This is a genomic window from Corynebacterium sp. LaCa_70, assembly GCF_058182015.1.
In genome coordinates, this window is the sequence record NZ_CP190914.1 from 871,592 (window position 1) to 888,079 (window position 16,488).

At 54.9% G+C, this 16,488-nt stretch carries 14 protein-coding genes; 3 read left to right on the forward strand and 11 right to left on the reverse strand.

Annotated elements, in window-relative coordinates; translation table 11 throughout:
* Nucleotides 1-35: 35 nt before the first annotated feature.
* Nucleotides 36-959 (forward strand): hypothetical protein, encoded by a 924-nt coding sequence (locus ACP8MI_RS03970; protein WP_239212055.1) that lies wholly within the window; start codon nucleotides 36-38, stop codon nucleotides 957-959.
* Between the two features lie 33 nt (nucleotides 960-992).
* Here the strand turns inward: ACP8MI_RS03970 and ACP8MI_RS03975 are convergent, their stop codons facing one another.
* The 5 genes from ACP8MI_RS03975 to glpX form a co-directional block, all read right to left on the reverse strand.
* Nucleotides 993-2,987, reverse strand: a complete 1,995-nt coding sequence (locus ACP8MI_RS03975; protein ID WP_302500956.1) for a hypothetical protein — start codon at nucleotides 2,985-2,987, stop codon at nucleotides 993-995.
* 22 nt (nucleotides 2,988-3,009) lie between these two features.
* On the reverse strand, nucleotides 3,010-3,687 hold the full coding sequence (locus ACP8MI_RS03980; protein ID WP_152680606.1) for a DUF3558 domain-containing protein: 678 nt from the start codon (nucleotides 3,685-3,687) through the stop codon (nucleotides 3,010-3,012).
* 1,138 nt (nucleotides 3,688-4,825) lie between these two features.
* Nucleotides 4,826-5,191 (reverse strand): zinc ribbon domain-containing protein YjdM, encoded by a 366-nt coding sequence (locus ACP8MI_RS03985; RefSeq protein ID WP_049148211.1) that lies wholly within the window; start codon nucleotides 5,189-5,191, stop codon nucleotides 4,826-4,828.
* A 253-nt stretch (nucleotides 5,192-5,444) separates the two neighbouring features.
* A complete protein-coding gene (locus tag ACP8MI_RS03990) occupies nucleotides 5,445-6,848 on the reverse strand; it encodes a class II fumarate hydratase (protein WP_239212053.1) in 1,404 nt (467 codons plus the stop codon).
* Between the two features lie 174 nt (nucleotides 6,849-7,022).
* Nucleotides 7,023-8,033 (reverse strand): class II fructose-bisphosphatase, encoded by a 1,011-nt coding sequence (glpX, locus tag ACP8MI_RS03995; RefSeq protein ID WP_049148209.1) that lies wholly within the window; start codon nucleotides 8,031-8,033, stop codon nucleotides 7,023-7,025.
* Between the two features lie 191 nt (nucleotides 8,034-8,224).
* Here glpX and ACP8MI_RS04000 point away from each other — a divergent pair, with 191 nt between their 5' ends.
* Nucleotides 8,225-8,800 (forward strand): DUF4245 domain-containing protein, encoded by a 576-nt coding sequence (locus ACP8MI_RS04000; RefSeq protein WP_144736682.1) that lies wholly within the window; start codon nucleotides 8,225-8,227, stop codon nucleotides 8,798-8,800.
* A 40-nt stretch (nucleotides 8,801-8,840) separates the two neighbouring features.
* Here ACP8MI_RS04000 and glnA read toward each other — a convergent pair whose 3' ends face one another.
* The 4 genes from glnA to xseA all read right to left on the reverse strand — a co-directional run bounded on the left by glnA (nucleotide 8,841) and on the right by xseA (nucleotide 13,261).
* Nucleotides 8,841-10,277 carry a type I glutamate--ammonia ligase gene (gene glnA / locus ACP8MI_RS04005; protein ID WP_049168422.1) on the reverse strand — a complete coding sequence of 479 codons (1,437 nt, stop codon included), beginning with the start codon at nucleotides 10,275-10,277 and terminating at the stop codon, nucleotides 8,841-8,843.
* A gap of 123 nt (nucleotides 10,278-10,400) precedes the next feature.
* Entirely contained in the window at nucleotides 10,401-11,546 is a 1,146-nt protein-coding gene (locus tag ACP8MI_RS04010) for an ornithine cyclodeaminase family protein (RefSeq protein ID WP_284589523.1), read from the reverse strand.
* Nucleotides 11,547-11,663: 117 nt separating this feature from the next.
* Complete coding sequence (locus tag ACP8MI_RS04015) at nucleotides 11,664-11,951, reverse strand: exodeoxyribonuclease VII small subunit (RefSeq protein ID WP_049148205.1); 288 nt, start codon at nucleotides 11,949-11,951, stop codon at nucleotides 11,664-11,666.
* Between the two features lie 71 nt (nucleotides 11,952-12,022).
* Nucleotides 12,023-13,261: an exodeoxyribonuclease VII large subunit gene (gene xseA / locus ACP8MI_RS04020; protein WP_239212052.1), complete on the reverse strand. Its 1,239-nt coding sequence runs from the start codon at nucleotides 13,259-13,261 to the stop codon at nucleotides 12,023-12,025.
* A 107-nt stretch (nucleotides 13,262-13,368) separates the two neighbouring features.
* Between xseA and ACP8MI_RS04025 the strand changes: the two genes are divergently transcribed.
* The gene (locus ACP8MI_RS04025) at nucleotides 13,369-14,358 is read left to right on the forward strand and encodes a 4-hydroxy-3-methylbut-2-enyl diphosphate reductase (RefSeq protein WP_126843858.1); all 990 of its coding nucleotides are present in this window, start codon (nucleotides 13,369-13,371) and stop codon (nucleotides 14,356-14,358) included.
* 44 nt (nucleotides 14,359-14,402) lie between these two features.
* Here the strand turns inward: ACP8MI_RS04025 and ACP8MI_RS04030 are convergent, their stop codons facing one another.
* Together ACP8MI_RS04030 and ACP8MI_RS04035 are read right to left on the reverse strand one after the other, a co-directional pair.
* Complete coding sequence (locus ACP8MI_RS04030) at nucleotides 14,403-15,260, reverse strand: DUF6542 domain-containing protein (protein ID WP_239212050.1); 858 nt, start codon at nucleotides 15,258-15,260, stop codon at nucleotides 14,403-14,405.
* An 11-nt stretch (nucleotides 15,261-15,271) separates the two neighbouring features.
* The gene (locus ACP8MI_RS04035; RefSeq protein ID WP_239212048.1) at nucleotides 15,272-16,483 is read right to left on the reverse strand and encodes a DNA recombination protein RmuC; all 1,212 of its coding nucleotides are present in this window, start codon (nucleotides 16,481-16,483) and stop codon (nucleotides 15,272-15,274) included.
* Nucleotides 16,484-16,488 lie beyond the last annotated feature (5 nt).

The window sequence follows — 16,488 nt, forward strand, 5'->3', positions numbered from 1 at the left end:
CCAGCATCAAAAACTGGTAGCACCCGTGAGGACATATGTGGCCGAAAAGGTTAAACCCGAAGCCGAAATTTACCTCTGCCCGCGGTAGAAAGCACTGGGGATTGCCTGCTGGGCAAGCAAAGGACCTGGAAGCAGAGCTGGAGACGACTCTCGGGGTCGCCGGGATTGGGATGCAGACTACTGGACGTAAGATTCACCTGCGGTGGCGGGAAGGCCATGAAACGAGCAGGGATTTAGTGCCCTTGCTAGAAAAGATATCGGCCGGTGCGCCTGTGCAGGCAACCGTGGATGTTTTTGTGTCGAATATCATTCGCACCGAGACTGACACGATGGCGCGTGGGCTGAGTCTGTCTGAATTTTATCGTGGGGCGTATTTGCACCTGGATGCCAAGCGTGGTGGTGAATGGGGAAGTTTTAGTTTCGACCTGGCGCGGTATCTGGTGGTTGGTAATGCGGGTAGTTATCTACGGTTGCCAGCACACGTCGTACGTGAGATTGATGATGATATTCCCACGATTTTGGGTATTGCTCGGCGGAATCTTTTCCAGGCTTTAGATAATGCCGAGGTAGACGTACAACGTCGGCGTAGTGGACCTGGTGGGGAATATGCCTATGTGCTGCGTTGCTCGAGCCCGCACTGGTCGTCTGCTCCGATATTTCTGGATTGGTGTGTGCAGCGTTTTATCCCCGGTGAAGATTTCAGTGCGGGGATTCTATTTGCTGTCCCACAGCCAGATATGGCGTTGTTTCGCCCGGTGACCTATGGCGATGATTTGGCAGAGGGAATGGCCACGATGGCAGGCGCGGCGTTGACACTTTTCGCTTCTGATAAGCGGGGTATTTCACCGCGCCTGCACGTCAGCGTTGAAGAAGAGATTCATACGATTTCTGATGTTACAGATAACAGTTACCTGCTGTACCCAACGGATTACCTAGTATCCCGAATTAAGGGGACCTAGGCGTGAGCGAACTGCTGTGCACAAGACTGTTGGTTAGTCGCGCACCCAGGCACCGATGACACCGGGTACTACCGGACGACGTTCACCAAGCAATGCTTTTTGGTTGCCTTCGCGCTCGACCGCAGTGGTGACAGCTTTGGCCCGGCCTTGTGTGGAGTTGTTTCCGGAACCGGATTGCGGTTGCCCAGCACCACCCATCATCGGCATCATTCCACGCCCCATGTGCCCGGAGTTAGAGCGCGAAGAGTGCCCTGACTGGGAACTACCATTGCCGGAAGCAGAATTTCCGTGTGGATTATGCCCGCCGTGGTTGCCGGATCCGTTGCCGGAGCTGCCGTGGTTTCCGGCCCCATTATTGGATCCACCGTTGGCGCCTGGCCCGCCATGCGCGTTGTGACCATTGTGTGCTCCTGGCGTGCCGGATGCTCCGGGATGTCCGGCTCCACCGGATCCTCCAGCACCGCCAGCATAAGGAACAGTGCCGCCTGAACCGATGGGCCGGGCATTGAAAGAGTCACCGTGGTTGGTTCCGATAGCGCCGGTTTGGGATAGTCCTGGTGCGCTTATACCGCGTGAACCGATACCAAGTGGTGTACCAGAATGACCGCCTCCACGACTTACACCGTTGCCGGTGGTACCGTTTCCAATACCCTGTATCCCTTGTCCGCCGAGGCTTGTGTTTGCCGCACCCACACCACCGACAGCGGATGGGTTGTGTCCGGCAGCTCCCGTAGTAATTGGGGCAGAAGTGTTTCCGGCACCTAAAACACGAGATGCACCAGCATTCGGGGAATTGTTTGCTGGCATTGTGCTTGGTGCGCCGTCAAAACGATTGAGTCCTGGTGCAGCCGTGGGGCCGTGTCCAGGAGAAGGTGCTCCTGCGTGCTGGGCATTTACTGGATTCGTGGCTGCTGGGTGGGAACCAGCACCGGTTGCAGGTCCATTTGTAACCGCGGGATTGGCGGTGGCAGCAGCATTGGTGTGGGCATTGGATTCGCCAACGTTGGAAAGCTGAGCTGCACCGTCATCTGCTGCGGCAAATGTTGCCTGGTTTGGTCCGTAATCCGCCACAACTTGCTGGACTTCACTGGGAAGTTGTACTGCATTGCGCGCTTGTTCTGCAGTAGAACCTGCAACTTCTGGTGCGATCGCTTCGTTTTCGCCGCCGCTTGCTTCGAGATGTGGAATGCTCAGACCAAGCAAACGGGGGACGGCTGGTTGTAGCGCGGCACTGAATTGGGCAGGGAATAGGTTTAAGTACGCTTCTTCGATCGCTTTACCATCTGCCGATGCTTGTTTCAGATTTACCGTGGTTTGCACAATTGTGGTGGTTTTTCGCGTGGTCTCAATGGCATCGGCCAGGTTGTTGATGGTTCCCTTCATGATGTGGGAATTGGCATTGAGGATGCGACCAGTTTCTGCGAAGCCGCGGAGTTTTTCTGCTCCGGCAGAAATGGATTCTCCATAGTTGTTGGCCTCGAGTTCTGTAGCTACCTCTTCGAGCCCGTCAGAAATTTCGGCCGCAGTATCACCAAGTAAATGCCAGAGGTCAGCGTCATGATGCGCAGCAGAATCGACTGTAGATGAGAAATAGCTGGCCAGGAGATTGATATCTGGTACGCGGCCGATGGCTGGACTATTGATCCCCACCGGTGCGGATTTGGCGGATGGCTCAGCTGCAGTGAAGAAGTTGATATGTCCGCCGGGCCGGCCGGAGTACATGTGGGTTAAGCTGCTTGAAAGAAATTCATCTTGCTCATAGACAGCATCTGCTAAATTGTGCAGGTTGTTAGCGGCCCAAGCCAGTTTGTTGTGTAGCGAGTCGAATTCGTCGGCCGCTGACCCAGGATTTCCTGCAAGGGTCCTGCCGTGTTCCGCGGCGAGGAACCCGAGGCCTGGGATCTGTGAAAAGGCCGCGGATAAACGCGTACGTGCGCTCTTTTGGCTAGCTTGTTTCGACATCGCCGATAAGCTTAATAATTTATCTTCGACACCCGATAGTGAGTCGATTGAAATATTGATTCCCATTATTTAACCCCCCAGTACGTATTTATTTGAGAAGAATTATTTCCAAGTAATCTAGTGCGAGCTTGCAGCTTTCTTGCATTGAAAGTCCTCGATCTTTACCAGAATCACCAACGTTGATGCGCCCTGAAACAGTTTCGAGCCCGGCTGTGCATTCATTACTGTCTATTAATTCGCGGAAGTGAACGCCAGGGAGTTTTGACTCGATCGGTATATCGAGAATCTCTCTGTCTTCCTCAAGCTCAGCCTTTGAATAGTCATCAACGGTAATAGCCAAATTCCCTGCTTCACCTGTCGGATAAGATTCATATCGATCTGCTGACATGCCTCGAAAACAAGTTATATGAGTGCCGAGATCGGTTGTTTCAGAAAGTTCCGGGTGAAAATGCAGCCCGGCTTTTTCCCACACCTCATCCGGTGCTTCGTCGCAGAGGTTGAATAATTCGAAGCCTGGGGCATGTCGATCGGTGGGACCTCGCTCTGGTACCCAGTCAGCGAACTCAACGTTGCCTGAAGAGTTCTGAGCTGAATCTTCTCGTGCCGCAGACCCGGTTTCTGCAGTCTTATCTGAATCGTGGCTTAATCCACCTTGTGCGTCAGTGGAAGCACTATTTGGGCTGCATCCGGCAACGAAGACGCCGGTTAGCACCGTCGTCGCCAAGCCTATTCGGTTCCAGCTCATCGAATTCCCCTTTTCTTTCACAACCGCGTGGCCTTGGTCATTAGCGGAGTAATGGTCTCACAATGTGGTTAGACTTTGTGGTTTGGTTCAGGGTTCCCAAGAAAAGAAAATATTTCAGTTCCTGCGGAACCCCGGGTATACGCGAAAGCGCCCCAGACCAACACCGTGGTGAGATCTGGGGCGCTCTCGCGAACCAATCGCTATGGAATTTTCTAAATCAGCCGGATTCCGGCCCGAGCAATCGATGCGGTGCATTGATTGCTTTAAACCCCCTGTGGGCCGGAATCCCGTCGCCTTCTGGAAAGCGCCCCCGAAAGCGCTTTCCGAGAGCACGCTGGCGATACACGAAATAGCCCCCAACGTGTATCCGCTGAATAGGCGGTCCCGGCCGCAACCGCTTCTCGGGCCTCCTTGGTCTTCGCAGGCTGTGCCCGAGCAATTGATGCAGTCCTTGGCCCCGAGACGTGCCAATCAGTGAATAAGCCTTGGCCACCGCGGTTAGCAGCGTTCCCCCAATGCACGCTAGCCGCGCCAAAGCTTAACGCTGAATCGGTCGCCTGCATGAGGCCGTTCCGGAGTAACTGCATCAATGATCCCCCGCTTATTGCCGGTGATTACAAACGTGCTCTCAGCGAATGATCAAGCGATTGTGATCCGTTCGCCAGGATTCATTGTGCATGAAACCCCGTGATTTGTCCCACCAGGGGCAGTGCTGTGAGATTATGTGATTAATCAACAAATTTCGATAAGTATCAAATATAAATATTGATTCGGGGATGCGTTCGACGGCAATTTTAAATGTGAAATTTTTGTTATAAAACAACTTGTTGCGGTGGGTATTGCTATGTGCATCCATTCGAATGTTTTGTATTTTCCAAGGGTAGTGTCATTAAAACGGGTAACCTACAGTTTTCCTATGGTGTGAGCCCAGGGTGGTTCGCGGTGGAGCTGGAGGAATGGTGTGCCCCGTGGATGACTTTTGAAAGGCGGGAGCCTGTTCGAACCGAGGGTGGGAATCATTCTCAGAAATGCCGCTGATGGAATGATGTAACGGCTCCCGGTTTTACCCTAATTTGGGGGGGGGGGGGGGCTCAGCGCTGCGGTGGATCTTATCCAAGGTGGAGTACAACGCTTCTAAAGCGGCACCAAATCTGAGAACTTAAGACTTCTTTACGACAGCTGGCTTCAACGTCATCGCGCCGAAACCATCGATCTTGCAATCGATGTTGTGGTCTTCAAGGCCCGTCCCAGCATCAAAATTGAGCCGAATATTACGCACTTTTGTGCCAGACTTCAGCGCCTGCTGAGCGCCTTTGACCTTCACAGTTTGGGTAATCGTGATGGAGTCACCGTCGGCAAGCTCATTACCCACGCTGTCCTTAATAACTGAGTTGGAAGGCGTCGTGGCCTCGTCATGTGAATCAGTGCTTGGGTTCCACTCGTGTGCACACTCGGGGCAGACGATCATGGGTGGGAGTTCGTAGGTGAACTCACTGGTGCATTCGGGGCAAGCTGGCAAAGTCATTGGCTAATAATAACTGGCAGGTCCCCGAACACAGGAATTAATAGCGACCAAAATTAGCGGCCATGCACCGAATGAGCTGTCGCTGTTGCAACGGCCCTCTGAACTCAAGAGACACTAGCGGACGCAAAACGCCCCGGGCAGTAAGCCCGGGGCGCGACAGCAATGCAGCGTTGCAAACATAGCGGCGCTACGTAGAAGGTGCTGCGTTCACAGCTACCTACATTAAGAGCTGGAGTTGAGAGCCAGCGGTGCGCTAGAAGCGATCGCGGTCCGTGTTCGCCATGGCCAGAACGTCGAGACGCTTGTCCAGCTCTTCTTCAGACAAGTCATCGCCAACGAAGCCCAGGTCAATGACGGCCTCACGGATGGTGATTTCCTTGGCGAGTGCGTGCTTAGCCACCTTTGCGGCGTTCTCGTAACCGATCGCCGAGTTCAGCGGGGTCACGATCGATGGGGAAGACTGCGCGGAAGTCTTCATCATCTCGCGGTTTGGTTCAATGTCATCAATCAGGCGCTCAGCACATACGCGAGAGGTGTTTGCCAGCAGACGAGCCGATTCCAGCACATTGCGGGCCATCATCGGGATAAAGACGTTCAACTCAAACTGACCCTGTGTACCACCGAAGGCAACAGCGGCATCGTTACCAATGACCTGGGCGGAAACCTGGGTAGCGGTCTCACAGAGAACTGGGTTGACCTTACCCGGCATGATGGAAGAACCAGGCTGCAGATCAGCCAGACGAATCTCACCCAGGCCAGTCAGTGGACCAGAACCCATCAAGCGGATGTCGTTGGTGATCTTGTACAACGAGCCAGCGACGACCTTCATAGCACCAGAGAATTCCACGAGTGCGTCGCGGTTGGCCTGTGCCTCGAAGTGGTCGACGGCCTCGCGCAGTTCGTCGAGCTCTGTTAGCTTCTTGAGCTCCTCGGTAACCTGTGCACCGAAGTCAGCGGACGTGTTCAGGCCGGTTCCGGTAGCGGTACCGCCGATAGGCAGTTCGCCCAGGCGTGGCAGGGTGGCCTTGATGCGCTCGATGCCCAACTCGATCTGGCGAGCATAACCGCCGAATTCCTGTCCCAAGGTGACAGGCACGGCGTCCATCAAGTGGGTGCGGCCGGACTTCACGACGTCCTTCCACTCCTTGGCCTTTTTCAACAGCGAATCGTGCAGCTGTTGGAGACCAGGGATCAGATCTTTCACGGCAGCTTCGGTTGCTGCGACGTGGGTAGCCGTCGGGAAGGTGTCGTTCGAGGACTGGCCCATGTTGACGTCATCGTTTGGGTGGACCTCGGTGCCAGCCTGCTTTGCCAAGGAGGCGATGACCTCGTTGGTGTTCATGTTCGACGAAGTGCCTGAACCAGTCTGGAAAACGTCGATCGGAAATTCGTCGTCGTACTTGCCGGACGCAATATCCTTAGCAGCGGCAATGATGGCATCGGCCTTGTCAGCATCCAGCGAGCCGTTGTTCTTATTAACCTGCGCACACGCAGCTTTGAGAAGCCCCATCGCGCGGATCTGTGCAGACTCTAGCCCACGACCAGAAATAGGGAAGTTCTGCACCGCACGCTGGGTCTGTGCGCGCCACAAAGCGTTTTTCGGAACCTTAACTTCGCCCATCGTGTCGTGTTCGATGCGGTATTCTTGCTCGGTCATCTTCTCACCTTCAACTCAATACGTAAGTGCGTAATACGTGCAAATGTGCATCTGTGTAGTTATGCACCGGGCCAAGCTGTGAACGTCAAGCCGTGAACTTGAGGCATAAGCCCAAGCCCGTGCTGCCTACCAGTATTCCAGCGTTTGGGAATTATTTCCCGTAGAAGTTACTGATTATTTGCCGCTGTAATCGACCACGGAGTATTCCTGCAGCTTAGCCAGTTGGTGGATTGATTCGACATAACGGGTGGTGCCGGATTTTGAACGCATTACCAAGCTGCGGGTCACTGCACCGGCAGGTCGGTAGGACACCCCGCGGACCATATCGCCGTCGGTGACACCAGTGGCCGCGAAGTAGCAGTTGTCGGAGGACACCAAGTCATCGGTGGTCAGCACCTTGTCCAGGTCGTGTCCAGCAGCGCGTGCCTTTTCGGCTTCTTCCTCACTCTGCGGCCAGAGTTTGCCCTGAATTTCGCCACCCATGCACTTCATGGCACAAGCTGTGATGATGCCTTCTGGGGTACCGCCAATACCCATCATCATGTCCACGGTGTTTGAATCATGCGATTGTGCCGCTGCAATAGCGCCTGCGACGTCACCGTCCATGATCAAGCGCACTTTGGCGCCTGCGTCACGGATTTCTTTGATCAGCTTCTCGTGGCGTGGACGGTCCAGCACGACGACGTTCATCTCTGCGATCTTGATGCCCTTGGCCTTGGCGACGGCAGCGATGTTGTCTGCTACGGATGCGTTGATGTCGATCGCGCCACGCGCTTCTGGGCCAACTGCGATCTTGTTCATGTAAAAGACCGCGGATGGATCAAACATGGTGCCGCGTTCTGCAGCGGCAATCACGGAAATGGCATTCGGACGGCCTTCTGCCATCAACCGTGTGCCGTCCACCGGGTCGACGGCAATGTCAACCTGCGGGCCTTCACCCGTGCCGACGTTTTCGCCGTTGTAGAGCATCGGAGCTTCGTCTTTTTCGCCCTCGCCAATCACGACAACGCCGTCCATGTGCACCGAATTAATCAGGCTGCGCATGGCATCTACTGCTGCACCGTCGCCCTCATTTTTCTGGCCACGACCTACCCAGCGGCCCGAGGCCAAAGCAGCAGCTTCGGTGACGCGGACCAGCTCCATGGCAAGGTTGCGGTCAGGAATATACGAGGTGGGAGCGGACATGAATCCTCCTGTGTCATGAGCCTTAGCTCTAGTACGGTTCAAGTGTTTTTCGTGTATGCACGTCCTAGGCAGCTAGCACGAGCACAAACATTATTTCCATTGTTCCACTAAATTGGTCAACTGTTGTGGGGCGCACCCTATAGAGGGCTAATAAGGCGACAAAATACGCTCGTCATGCCATACTGTTGAACGTGGCTGGCGAATCTAAAAAACCTGCAATTTTTCAAGGCGGCCGAGACATGGTGATCTCTGTCGCCGTCATTGTTATTGCCATGATCGTGGTGGTCGCACCGACCGGCCTCTGGTCATATAGCCCCGGTGAACCGGAGTTTGAGCCTGTTCATGAGGTCGACCCGCAGGCTTTTATCGATAACGAAGCTCGCGCCGCCGACTATGACATCTTTTTTCCAGACACGCCAGATAATTGGGTGCCGAATTCCGCACGACGGAAGCTGATCGATGGTGAATCGTCGACCGTCGTTGGCTGGGTTACTGCAGAACGCGGCTTCATCCAGATTGCGCAGACTAGTGTTCCCCTCGACCAGGCACTACAAGCCTTTGATAGTAAGTACCGGCCGCATGAGGAAACCCGGCAGGTCTCTGGCCGCGAGGTCACGCTGAAATTCGCCGATGATGATTCGGTGAGCAGGTTGTGGGGCATGGAAAAAGACGGCACGACGGTGCTTTTCGACGGAGTGGCATCGGATGACGAATTCGCCACGATCATCGAGGCAACCCTGCAGGCTGAGGCTTATCAGCCTGCTTAATCGGCTCGCCGAGCGCAAGCCAAGGAAAGCCGAGGAACCATTACACGTTGTAATACAGCTCGAATTCCTTCGGTGTTGGGCCTTTGCGCAACGGCATGATCTCTTTGTCGTATTTCAACTGGATGTGTGCGTCGATCAGCGAATCACTAAACACCCCGGTTCGGGTGAGGAACTCGCGGTCGCTATCCAATGCTTCCAAGGAACGCTCTAGGGAATACGGCACGCGCTTGACGTTCTGGGCCTGGTCGCTGTCGGCAGCAGATAAATCGAAATCTGCTGGTGGTCCTGGATCAATCTGGTTCTGAATCCCGTCCAGCCCAGCTAACAACTGCGCGGCAAAACCCAGATAGGGGTTACCCGAAGGGTCTGGAGCACGGAATTCTAAGCGCTTGGCTGCCGGGCTGTTACCAGCTGCTGGAATTCGAATCGCTGCCGAACGGTTTGATTCCGAATACGCCAAGTTAACCGGAGCTTCAAAACCGGAATACAAACGCCGGTAGGAGTTCGCTGTCGGATTGGTAAATGCTAACACTGCACCTGCGTGTTTGAGCAGCCCACCGATATACCAGCGCCCTAGGTCAGAGAGTCCGGCGTAGCCGTCGCCATAGAACAACGGTTCGCCGTTTTTCCACAGCGACTGGTGCGCGTGCATGCCGCAACCGCCGTCGTTTTCCAATGGCTTGGGCATGAACGTCGCGGTTTGCCCCATCGCTTCGGCGGTATTTTTCACGATGTATTTGAACGTTTGCAGATCATCGCCGGCTGCTAGCAAGGTGTTGAACTTGTAGTTGACTTCTTGCACGCCGCCAGTGGCAATTTCGTGGTGAAAGCGCTCAACTTCAAAACCGCAGGTGGTGAGGTGATGCGCGATCTCGTCGCGCACCGCGATGGTTTTGTCGTACGGGGCGACGGGGAAATAGCCATCATTGATTTGTATTTGGTTTCCCCGGTTTGGTTCGCCATTGACCATGGTCTTTTCCCCGGAACGCCACCAGCCCTCGTCGGAATCGACATGGTGGAATGCAGAGTTGACCGCGGTGGAATAGCGTACGGAATCGAAGACGAAAAATTCCGCCTCGCAGCCGATATAGCAGGTATCAGCGATACCAGTTTCTTTCAGATATTCCTCAGCATGCCGTGCAATACTGCGCGGGTCTCTGGAGTATGCTGCACCATCGGAATCCGGTTTGTGCACGAAAAACTTCATATTGACGGTCTTGCGTGCCCGGAAAGGATCGATATAAGCGGTCGAAATATCCGGGTGCAGCATCATGTCGGATTCATCGACTGTTGCGAAGCCGTCGATAGAAGACCCGTCAAAGGCAAATCCTTCATTCGCCGCCTCTTCGGTAAATGCGCTAGCGGGAATGGTCAGTGCGTGTTCTATGCCTCGCAAGTCAGTAAAGCGCATGTCCAAAAATTCGACGGAATGGGCTTCAAAATAGTCCAATAACTCGGTCACAGTAGTGACTGCCACGGCTGCTCCTCGCAGAATTATCGATGTTCAGCAGAAGTAGAAGTATCAATAGTAAGAGGGTTGGTAGCAAAAGGATTGGTAGCAGACGCGTCGCTTGGAAGGCGTCTGCGCAAGCGCGGAGTGCTACTTCAGCGCCGGGACATCCCACAAGTTAAGTGAGGTGCCAATGCCTTTGTCCACCGCATTGTGGTACACATCCGTTGCCCACGCGACGTCTTCGACCGGCATACCGCCCACCGAATAACAAATAATCTGCTCATCGTTTTCTCGGCCAACAGCCTTGCCCGAGGCAATATCACCCATATTGGTGATCTGTTGTGGATCCAACCGCGACTCTTTGATCATGTCATACCAGTGGCTGCCAATGATGCCGAGTGATTTATACGTCTGGCCTGGGCCGTTTTCCCGGTACCACTCGTCATACAGGCCTTCATAGTCCCAGACCAGGGTGCACTCGTCAGATGCCAGGAAATCTTCATCCATACGCGCTGCTGCAGGGCAGAGCAACAAGGCACCTGGTTTGATCCATTCTTTTTTGAAATACGGATAAGCTTCCGGGCCATCTGCTGATGTCGTCGTTGCGGAAATGCAGATATCTGAACCTTCAATGGCCGCTTGCTCAGAATCAACCACAGTGACCTTGACGTCGTAATTGTCACGGATCCAGTCCGCAGCCTTCTCTGTAGAGCCAGCGCTGCGGCCTTTCAACTTCACATGTTTAATGGATGGCCGCTGCGAAATAGCAGAACCGAGGATGGTCCGGGCCATCACACCAGGACCAATGATGCCCACGGTTTCCGCATTCTCCACCGCTAAGTGCTTGACACCAACGCCTGGGACAGCTCCGGTGCGATAGGCCGAAAGCAGGTTCGCCGACATAATCGACAATGGAGCACCGGTTTCGGCGTCGTTAAGAACAAAGACGTGAATGGAACGGGGCAGATCTTTCTTCCGGTTTTCTGCGTTCGAGCCGTACCATTTCACGCCAGTATTACGGAAACGGCCCCCGAGATATGCCGGCATGGCCATGAAACGGCGATCCGGACCGTCGGCAGGCATGGACTTGTGTTCAGGATTAGCCGGAAAACTGATCTGCGCGCCGTGCGAATTCGCAGTAGCTCCAGCCATGCGGTAATCGCCTTCAGCGAGCAAAATAAGAGTTTCTTCCATCGCCTCGACGCACTGAGCAGAGTCAGTAACCCCGGCGTCGATCATGTCCTGCTCAGACAAATAGAGAAAATCAATTCGAGTATCGTTTTCCGTGCTCAATGGTATTCCTTTCCAGAAAATCGCCCTGCTACCGGTACTGGCCACAGTAACGTTATCTACGCTACACAGAAATGATGAGCGGCGTTTTATGCGAGAGCTTCTGGACGGCAACCAGCCTTAAGAATCGCCATTCACATCAGCATCAGTATCAGCATCGTGGTGATCCCGACCGCCCCGGGCATTCATCGCCTCATCGACGCGTTTACTGGCGCGGTCTAAATGCTCTTCACAACGCTTAGCCAACGCCTCGCCGCGTTCCCAATACTTCAGTGATTCATCCAGACCCATCTGTCCCAGCTCCAGGATTTTCACCGTTTCGATGAGCTCGTCGCGGGCTTGTTCATAGCTGAGGTTGTCGACAGGGGTTTGCTCGCTCGGGTTTCCGGTGCCAAAAGAATCGTTCATGGTGCAACCTTTCTTGAAAATAATTTGCTCACTGGCTAACTCGCTAACAGCGATGCTGGTTTATCAACGGGCTAATCCGCGCGTTGGGTTCCCATGCCCGCCGCAGTGATCGAGCCATCAGAGACACGAATGCGTAGCTGGGAACCCGGAGGCGACTGGTCGATGGTGGTCACCACTTCCGCATCACCGTCACGCGGAAGCACCTGCACGATGGAATAACCACGCTCCAAGGTCGATGCCGGACCCAACGCCGAAACCTGTCCGCGTAATGCAGCCACCCGAGAAGTCTCTTGACCGAGCACATGCCGCATCTCGCGCCGAATTGAACTTAGCGCAGTGTCGAGCTCATCGCGCCGGGCATTAATGGGCGTGCGCGGGTCCGCCAGGACAGGACGAGAACGCAACGAATCCAGATTGTTCCGTTCCCGGGCCACCCACTGACCGACGGCTTGTGCCATGCGGGCGCGTGCTTCGTCGAGAAGCGCGTGCTCCTCGGCAACATCCGGGACCACCCGTTTAGCCGCATCCGTTGGGGTTGCTGCGCGAAGATCAGCCACATTGTCTAAGACCGGGGAATCAGGCTCGTGCCCAATCGCCGAAACCACCGGTGTGCTTGCGGCAGACACAGCGCGCTGCAGCGCTTCTTCCGAAAACGGCAAAAGATCCTCGACACTGCCGCCACCGCGTGCGATGATGATGACATCCACCTCATCATCGGCATCCAATTTCTCTAGTGCCTCGATCACCTGGCTGACGGCTTGGGCGCCTTGCACGGCGGTGTTGAGAACCCGGAAATTAACCTGTGGCCACCGGTCGCGGGCGACAGACAACACGTCGCGCTCTGCCGCCGAACCCCGGCCAGTGATCAAACCGATGGTGCGCGGAAGGTAAGGAAGTGGCAGCTTCCGCGAGGCGTCGAAAAGCCCCTCCGCAGCCAATGCCCGACGCAGGTTTTCGATACGGGCCAGTAATTCGCCAACCCCGACATGCCGGATTTCGGTGACCCATAGCGAAAATGAACCCCGGCCGGCATAAAACGCGGGCTTGCCATAAACCACGATGCGGTCGCCGTCTTTGATCGGGGTCGGTAAGTTTTGCAACAACGCCGTCGAAGCCGTCAATGAGACCGACATTTCTTGGTTCACATCGCGCAGTGTAAGGTAGGACAGCTTCCACGAAGGCTTCATATTGATTTGGGTGAGCTGACCTTCCACCCACAAATAGCCAAGCCGCTCAATCCAGCCTTTGACCTCGGTATTAACAGTGCTGACTGACCATGGATTCTCGAATGTTGCGGGTGGTCTACTCAACAATGATCCCTTCGCTTCACGACGAGTATGTGCTGGCCGACCTGAAGAAGCCGTCCTAATGCTCGCCCATTGTACTGGGTGTTGACGTATTGGATACCCTGGAAGACATGACTGAACAGGCTGTGCAAGAACCCAATGTTCTCCTCGCGGCCCCCCGAGGGTATTGCGCCGGAGTGGACCGTGCCGTTGAGACGGTGGAAAAGGCCTTAGAAAAATATGGCGCGCCCATCTACGTGCGCAAAGAAATTGTGCACAACAAATACGTGGTGCAATCCTTCGAAAAGAAAGGCGTTATTTTCGTCAATGAAGCCGAAGAAGCGCCTGAAGGTGCGCACTTGGTGTTTTCTGCGCACGGAATCTCACCGGCTGTGCGTGCCGAAGCCTCGGAGCGTAAGCAGCTCACGCTTGATGCAACCTGCCCGCTGGTGACCAAGGTGCACCGGGAAGCGGAACGCTTTGCCCGGGATGGCTACCATATTTTGCTCGTTGGTCACGAAGGCCACGAGGAGGTCGAAGGTACCGCTGGGCACGCACCAGAAGTAACGTATCTTGTCGACGGCGTCGAGGGCGTGGACCAGCTACCGGAATCACTGGTGGATAAAAAAATTGTGTGGCTTTCACAAACCACGCTGTCGGTCACTGAAACCATGGATATCGTGAACAAGTTGCGCGAGCGTTTCCCACACCTGGAAAACCCACCGAGCGACGATATCTGCTATGCGACGCAAAACCGTCAGGAATCGGTACGTGCGATTGCTCCGCATTGCGAATTGATGATCGTGGTGGGTTCCACCAATTCATCGAATTCCAAGCGTCTAGTTGAAGTCGCGCTTGATGCCGGTTCCACAGCGTCGTATTTGGTGGATTTTGCCGACGAGATCAAAGAAGAATGGCTGGATGGCGTGGAAACCGTCGGCGTAACCTGTGGTGCTTCGGTGCCGGAATTATTGGTGCGTGACGTCGTCGAATGGTTGGATCAGCGCGGTTATTCTCGTGTCAAAGAAGTGACGACGACTACCGAAACCATCCAATTTTCATTGCCCCGCGATCTGCGTCCAGCGCGGAATCGCAATCGGAAAAAACCGGCCCACAATTAAGCTACTAAGCCCCATTTAATCGGCCGCGTTATTCACTAACTGTGTTAATAACGCGGCTGATTTGTTCTACGTTGCCGCGTTGTGCTGCTGGAATTATTATCTTGTGCGTCAGTGGCAGTCTGCCGGTAAGTAGACCGCCGGTTAACCGTACGCCGTGGTTCTGCTGGCCGGATATATTCTGTCTGTCCGTTTTCGGTCTCCGCATTTCGACGCTGTTGTTGTGGTTGTCGTTCTGGCTGCCGTTGTGGTTGTCGTTGCGGCTCTGGTTGTGGGTGCAGCCGATTTCCGGTTTGTGATTGTGGCAAACGCGAGGATCGAATAGGCGATCGCGTAGCGTTATCAGCGCGATTGCGGGCCATGAGCTCTTCCACCGTGACTCGGTTGGTGCGCTCACGGGCCCGGGATGCCGAGCGGATATTACGGCGGTCAGATTCCCGCTGGCTGGTGCGTCGCTGACGATGTGAGCGGTCATGAATCTTGGCCTGCCCGCGCAACAGCATGATACGTACAACCGCGATGGCTATCGTGGCCGCTGTGATCAATGCGAGCGCTGGGAAGTATTCGACCACCGCATAAATTGATGTCCACACCATCGTCCGAGAAGCCCAATTTGCCCCTTCTGGCGCTGCAGCTGCGTTGCTGGCCCACGAAGTGAAAAACGCGAAAATGCCAAAAAATAAGGGCAGTGGTGCCACGGTAAGAAACAGCGATTCAGGCTCCACAAACAGCGTGACAAATACTGCAGCGACTAAAAAGCACAACAAAAACGGCCAGCCGAGGCCATTAGCTAAAATACTCAGCAATAATCCTGTCACGCTGGCGGCCAGCACTAGTACGAGTGCAAGCGGCAACGACAGGCCGGTGAAACCTGGCGCGGGGGACCTTCGAGACTGGGTAGACACAATCGATTATCTTAGCCCAAGTTAGGGCCGCGATAGTCTGCGACATCTGGGTTTAGCGGGGTGGAGCTTACCCCCAGCTCTCCGTCATCAGTGTATGGATGTGTGACGCTGTGCCGAGCTCGCTGTGCAGCGTGGTACGGCTTGGTTGCCTCTCGTGAGCTCACCCCCATCTCGGCGAGTCGCCGTGCCGTGACCATCACTCGGGAATCCAGCGAGGAAAGGGTTGAATTGTACGCTTCTACTGCTTTGTCGAGGCTTCGGCCCACGCGATTATAGTGCTCTCCAACGGTATTCAGCCGAGAATAAAATTGTCTGCCTAGCTCGTGAATTTCTTTTGCTTTATCGGAAAAATCTTCTTGGCGCCACCCCAACGCGACCGTGCGCAGCAACCCGAAGAGACTGGTCGGCGTTGCGATCACGATATTGCGCTCGAAAGCGTATTCCAGCAAGTCTGGGTCAGTATTCAAGGCAGAATCCAGAAATGGATCCGCGGGCACGAACATGACGACGAACTCCGGGCTCGGCTGGAAAGCATCGAGATAAGGCTTGGCGGAAAGATTCGCCACGTGTGTGCGTAATAAGTGCGCGTGCCGACGCAAATAGCCGGCGTGTTCTTCTGGATCATTAGTATCCAGCGCATCTAGATACGAAGAAAACGGTACTTTGGCATCGACGACGATCTGTCTACCACCCGCCAAATGGATGATCATGTCCGGGCGCACGATTTTTTCGCCCAGCCGCGCAGTTGCTTGCGCACTGAAATCGCAATGCTCAACCATGCCACCCAGCTCGACGACGCGCTCGAGCTGCATCTCACCCCAGCGCCCGCGTACGTTTGGGCTGCGTAACGCATTGACCAGCTGATCAGTCCGTTCGTTCAAGCGGGTGGAGGTACGAGATAGCGCTTGCATTTGACTGCTCAGCGAAGCCGCGGTGTGGCTGCGCTCTGATTCCATTGCGCGCAACTGGCCGTCGATATTTGCCAGTGAGCGTTCGACGACCGCCAGTGACTCCAGGGCAGGCGTTAGTGCGGCCGGTTCCGGGCCTGCCGGAACTGAGCCGTCCGGAACTGAGCCGTTTGGGGCAGGTTCTGTATCAGAGGCGCCGACAGGCAGCCGCAGTGTGTTGTGCGGTTGGCGGCTGCCATGGGCAAACCACCCGAGCGCGATGCCCAAAAGAAGCGCAATGATCATGCCAACGATGGAGGTGGCGGAGATAGTCATGAAAT

Bases quoted from the DNA above. Each gene is read 5' to 3' on its own strand.
- ACP8MI_RS03970 (WP_239212055.1), top strand. From the start codon at position 36: ATGTGGCCGAAAAGGTTAAACCCGAAGCCGAAATTTACCTCTGCCCGC.
- ACP8MI_RS03975 (WP_302500956.1), bottom strand. From the start codon at position 2,987: ATGGGAATCAATATTTCAATCGACTCACTATCGGGTGTCGAAGATAAA.
- ACP8MI_RS03985 (WP_049148211.1), bottom strand. From the start codon at position 5,191: ATGACTTTGCCAGCTTGCCCCGAATGCACCAGTGAGTTCACCTACGAA.
- ACP8MI_RS03990 (WP_239212053.1), bottom strand. From the start codon at position 6,848: ATGACCGAGCAAGAATACCGCATCGAACACGACACGATGGGCGAAGTT.
- glpX (WP_049148209.1), bottom strand. From the start codon at position 8,033: ATGTCCGCTCCCACCTCGTATATTCCTGACCGCAACCTTGCCATGGAG.
- ACP8MI_RS04015 (WP_049148205.1), bottom strand. From the start codon at position 11,951: ATGAACGATTCTTTTGGCACCGGAAACCCGAGCGAGCAAACCCCTGTC.
- ACP8MI_RS04025 (WP_126843858.1), top strand. From the start codon at position 13,369: ATGACTGAACAGGCTGTGCAAGAACCCAATGTTCTCCTCGCGGCCCCC.
- ACP8MI_RS04035 (WP_239212048.1), bottom strand. From the start codon at position 16,483: ATGACTATCTCCGCCACCTCCATCGTTGGCATGATCATTGCGCTTCTT.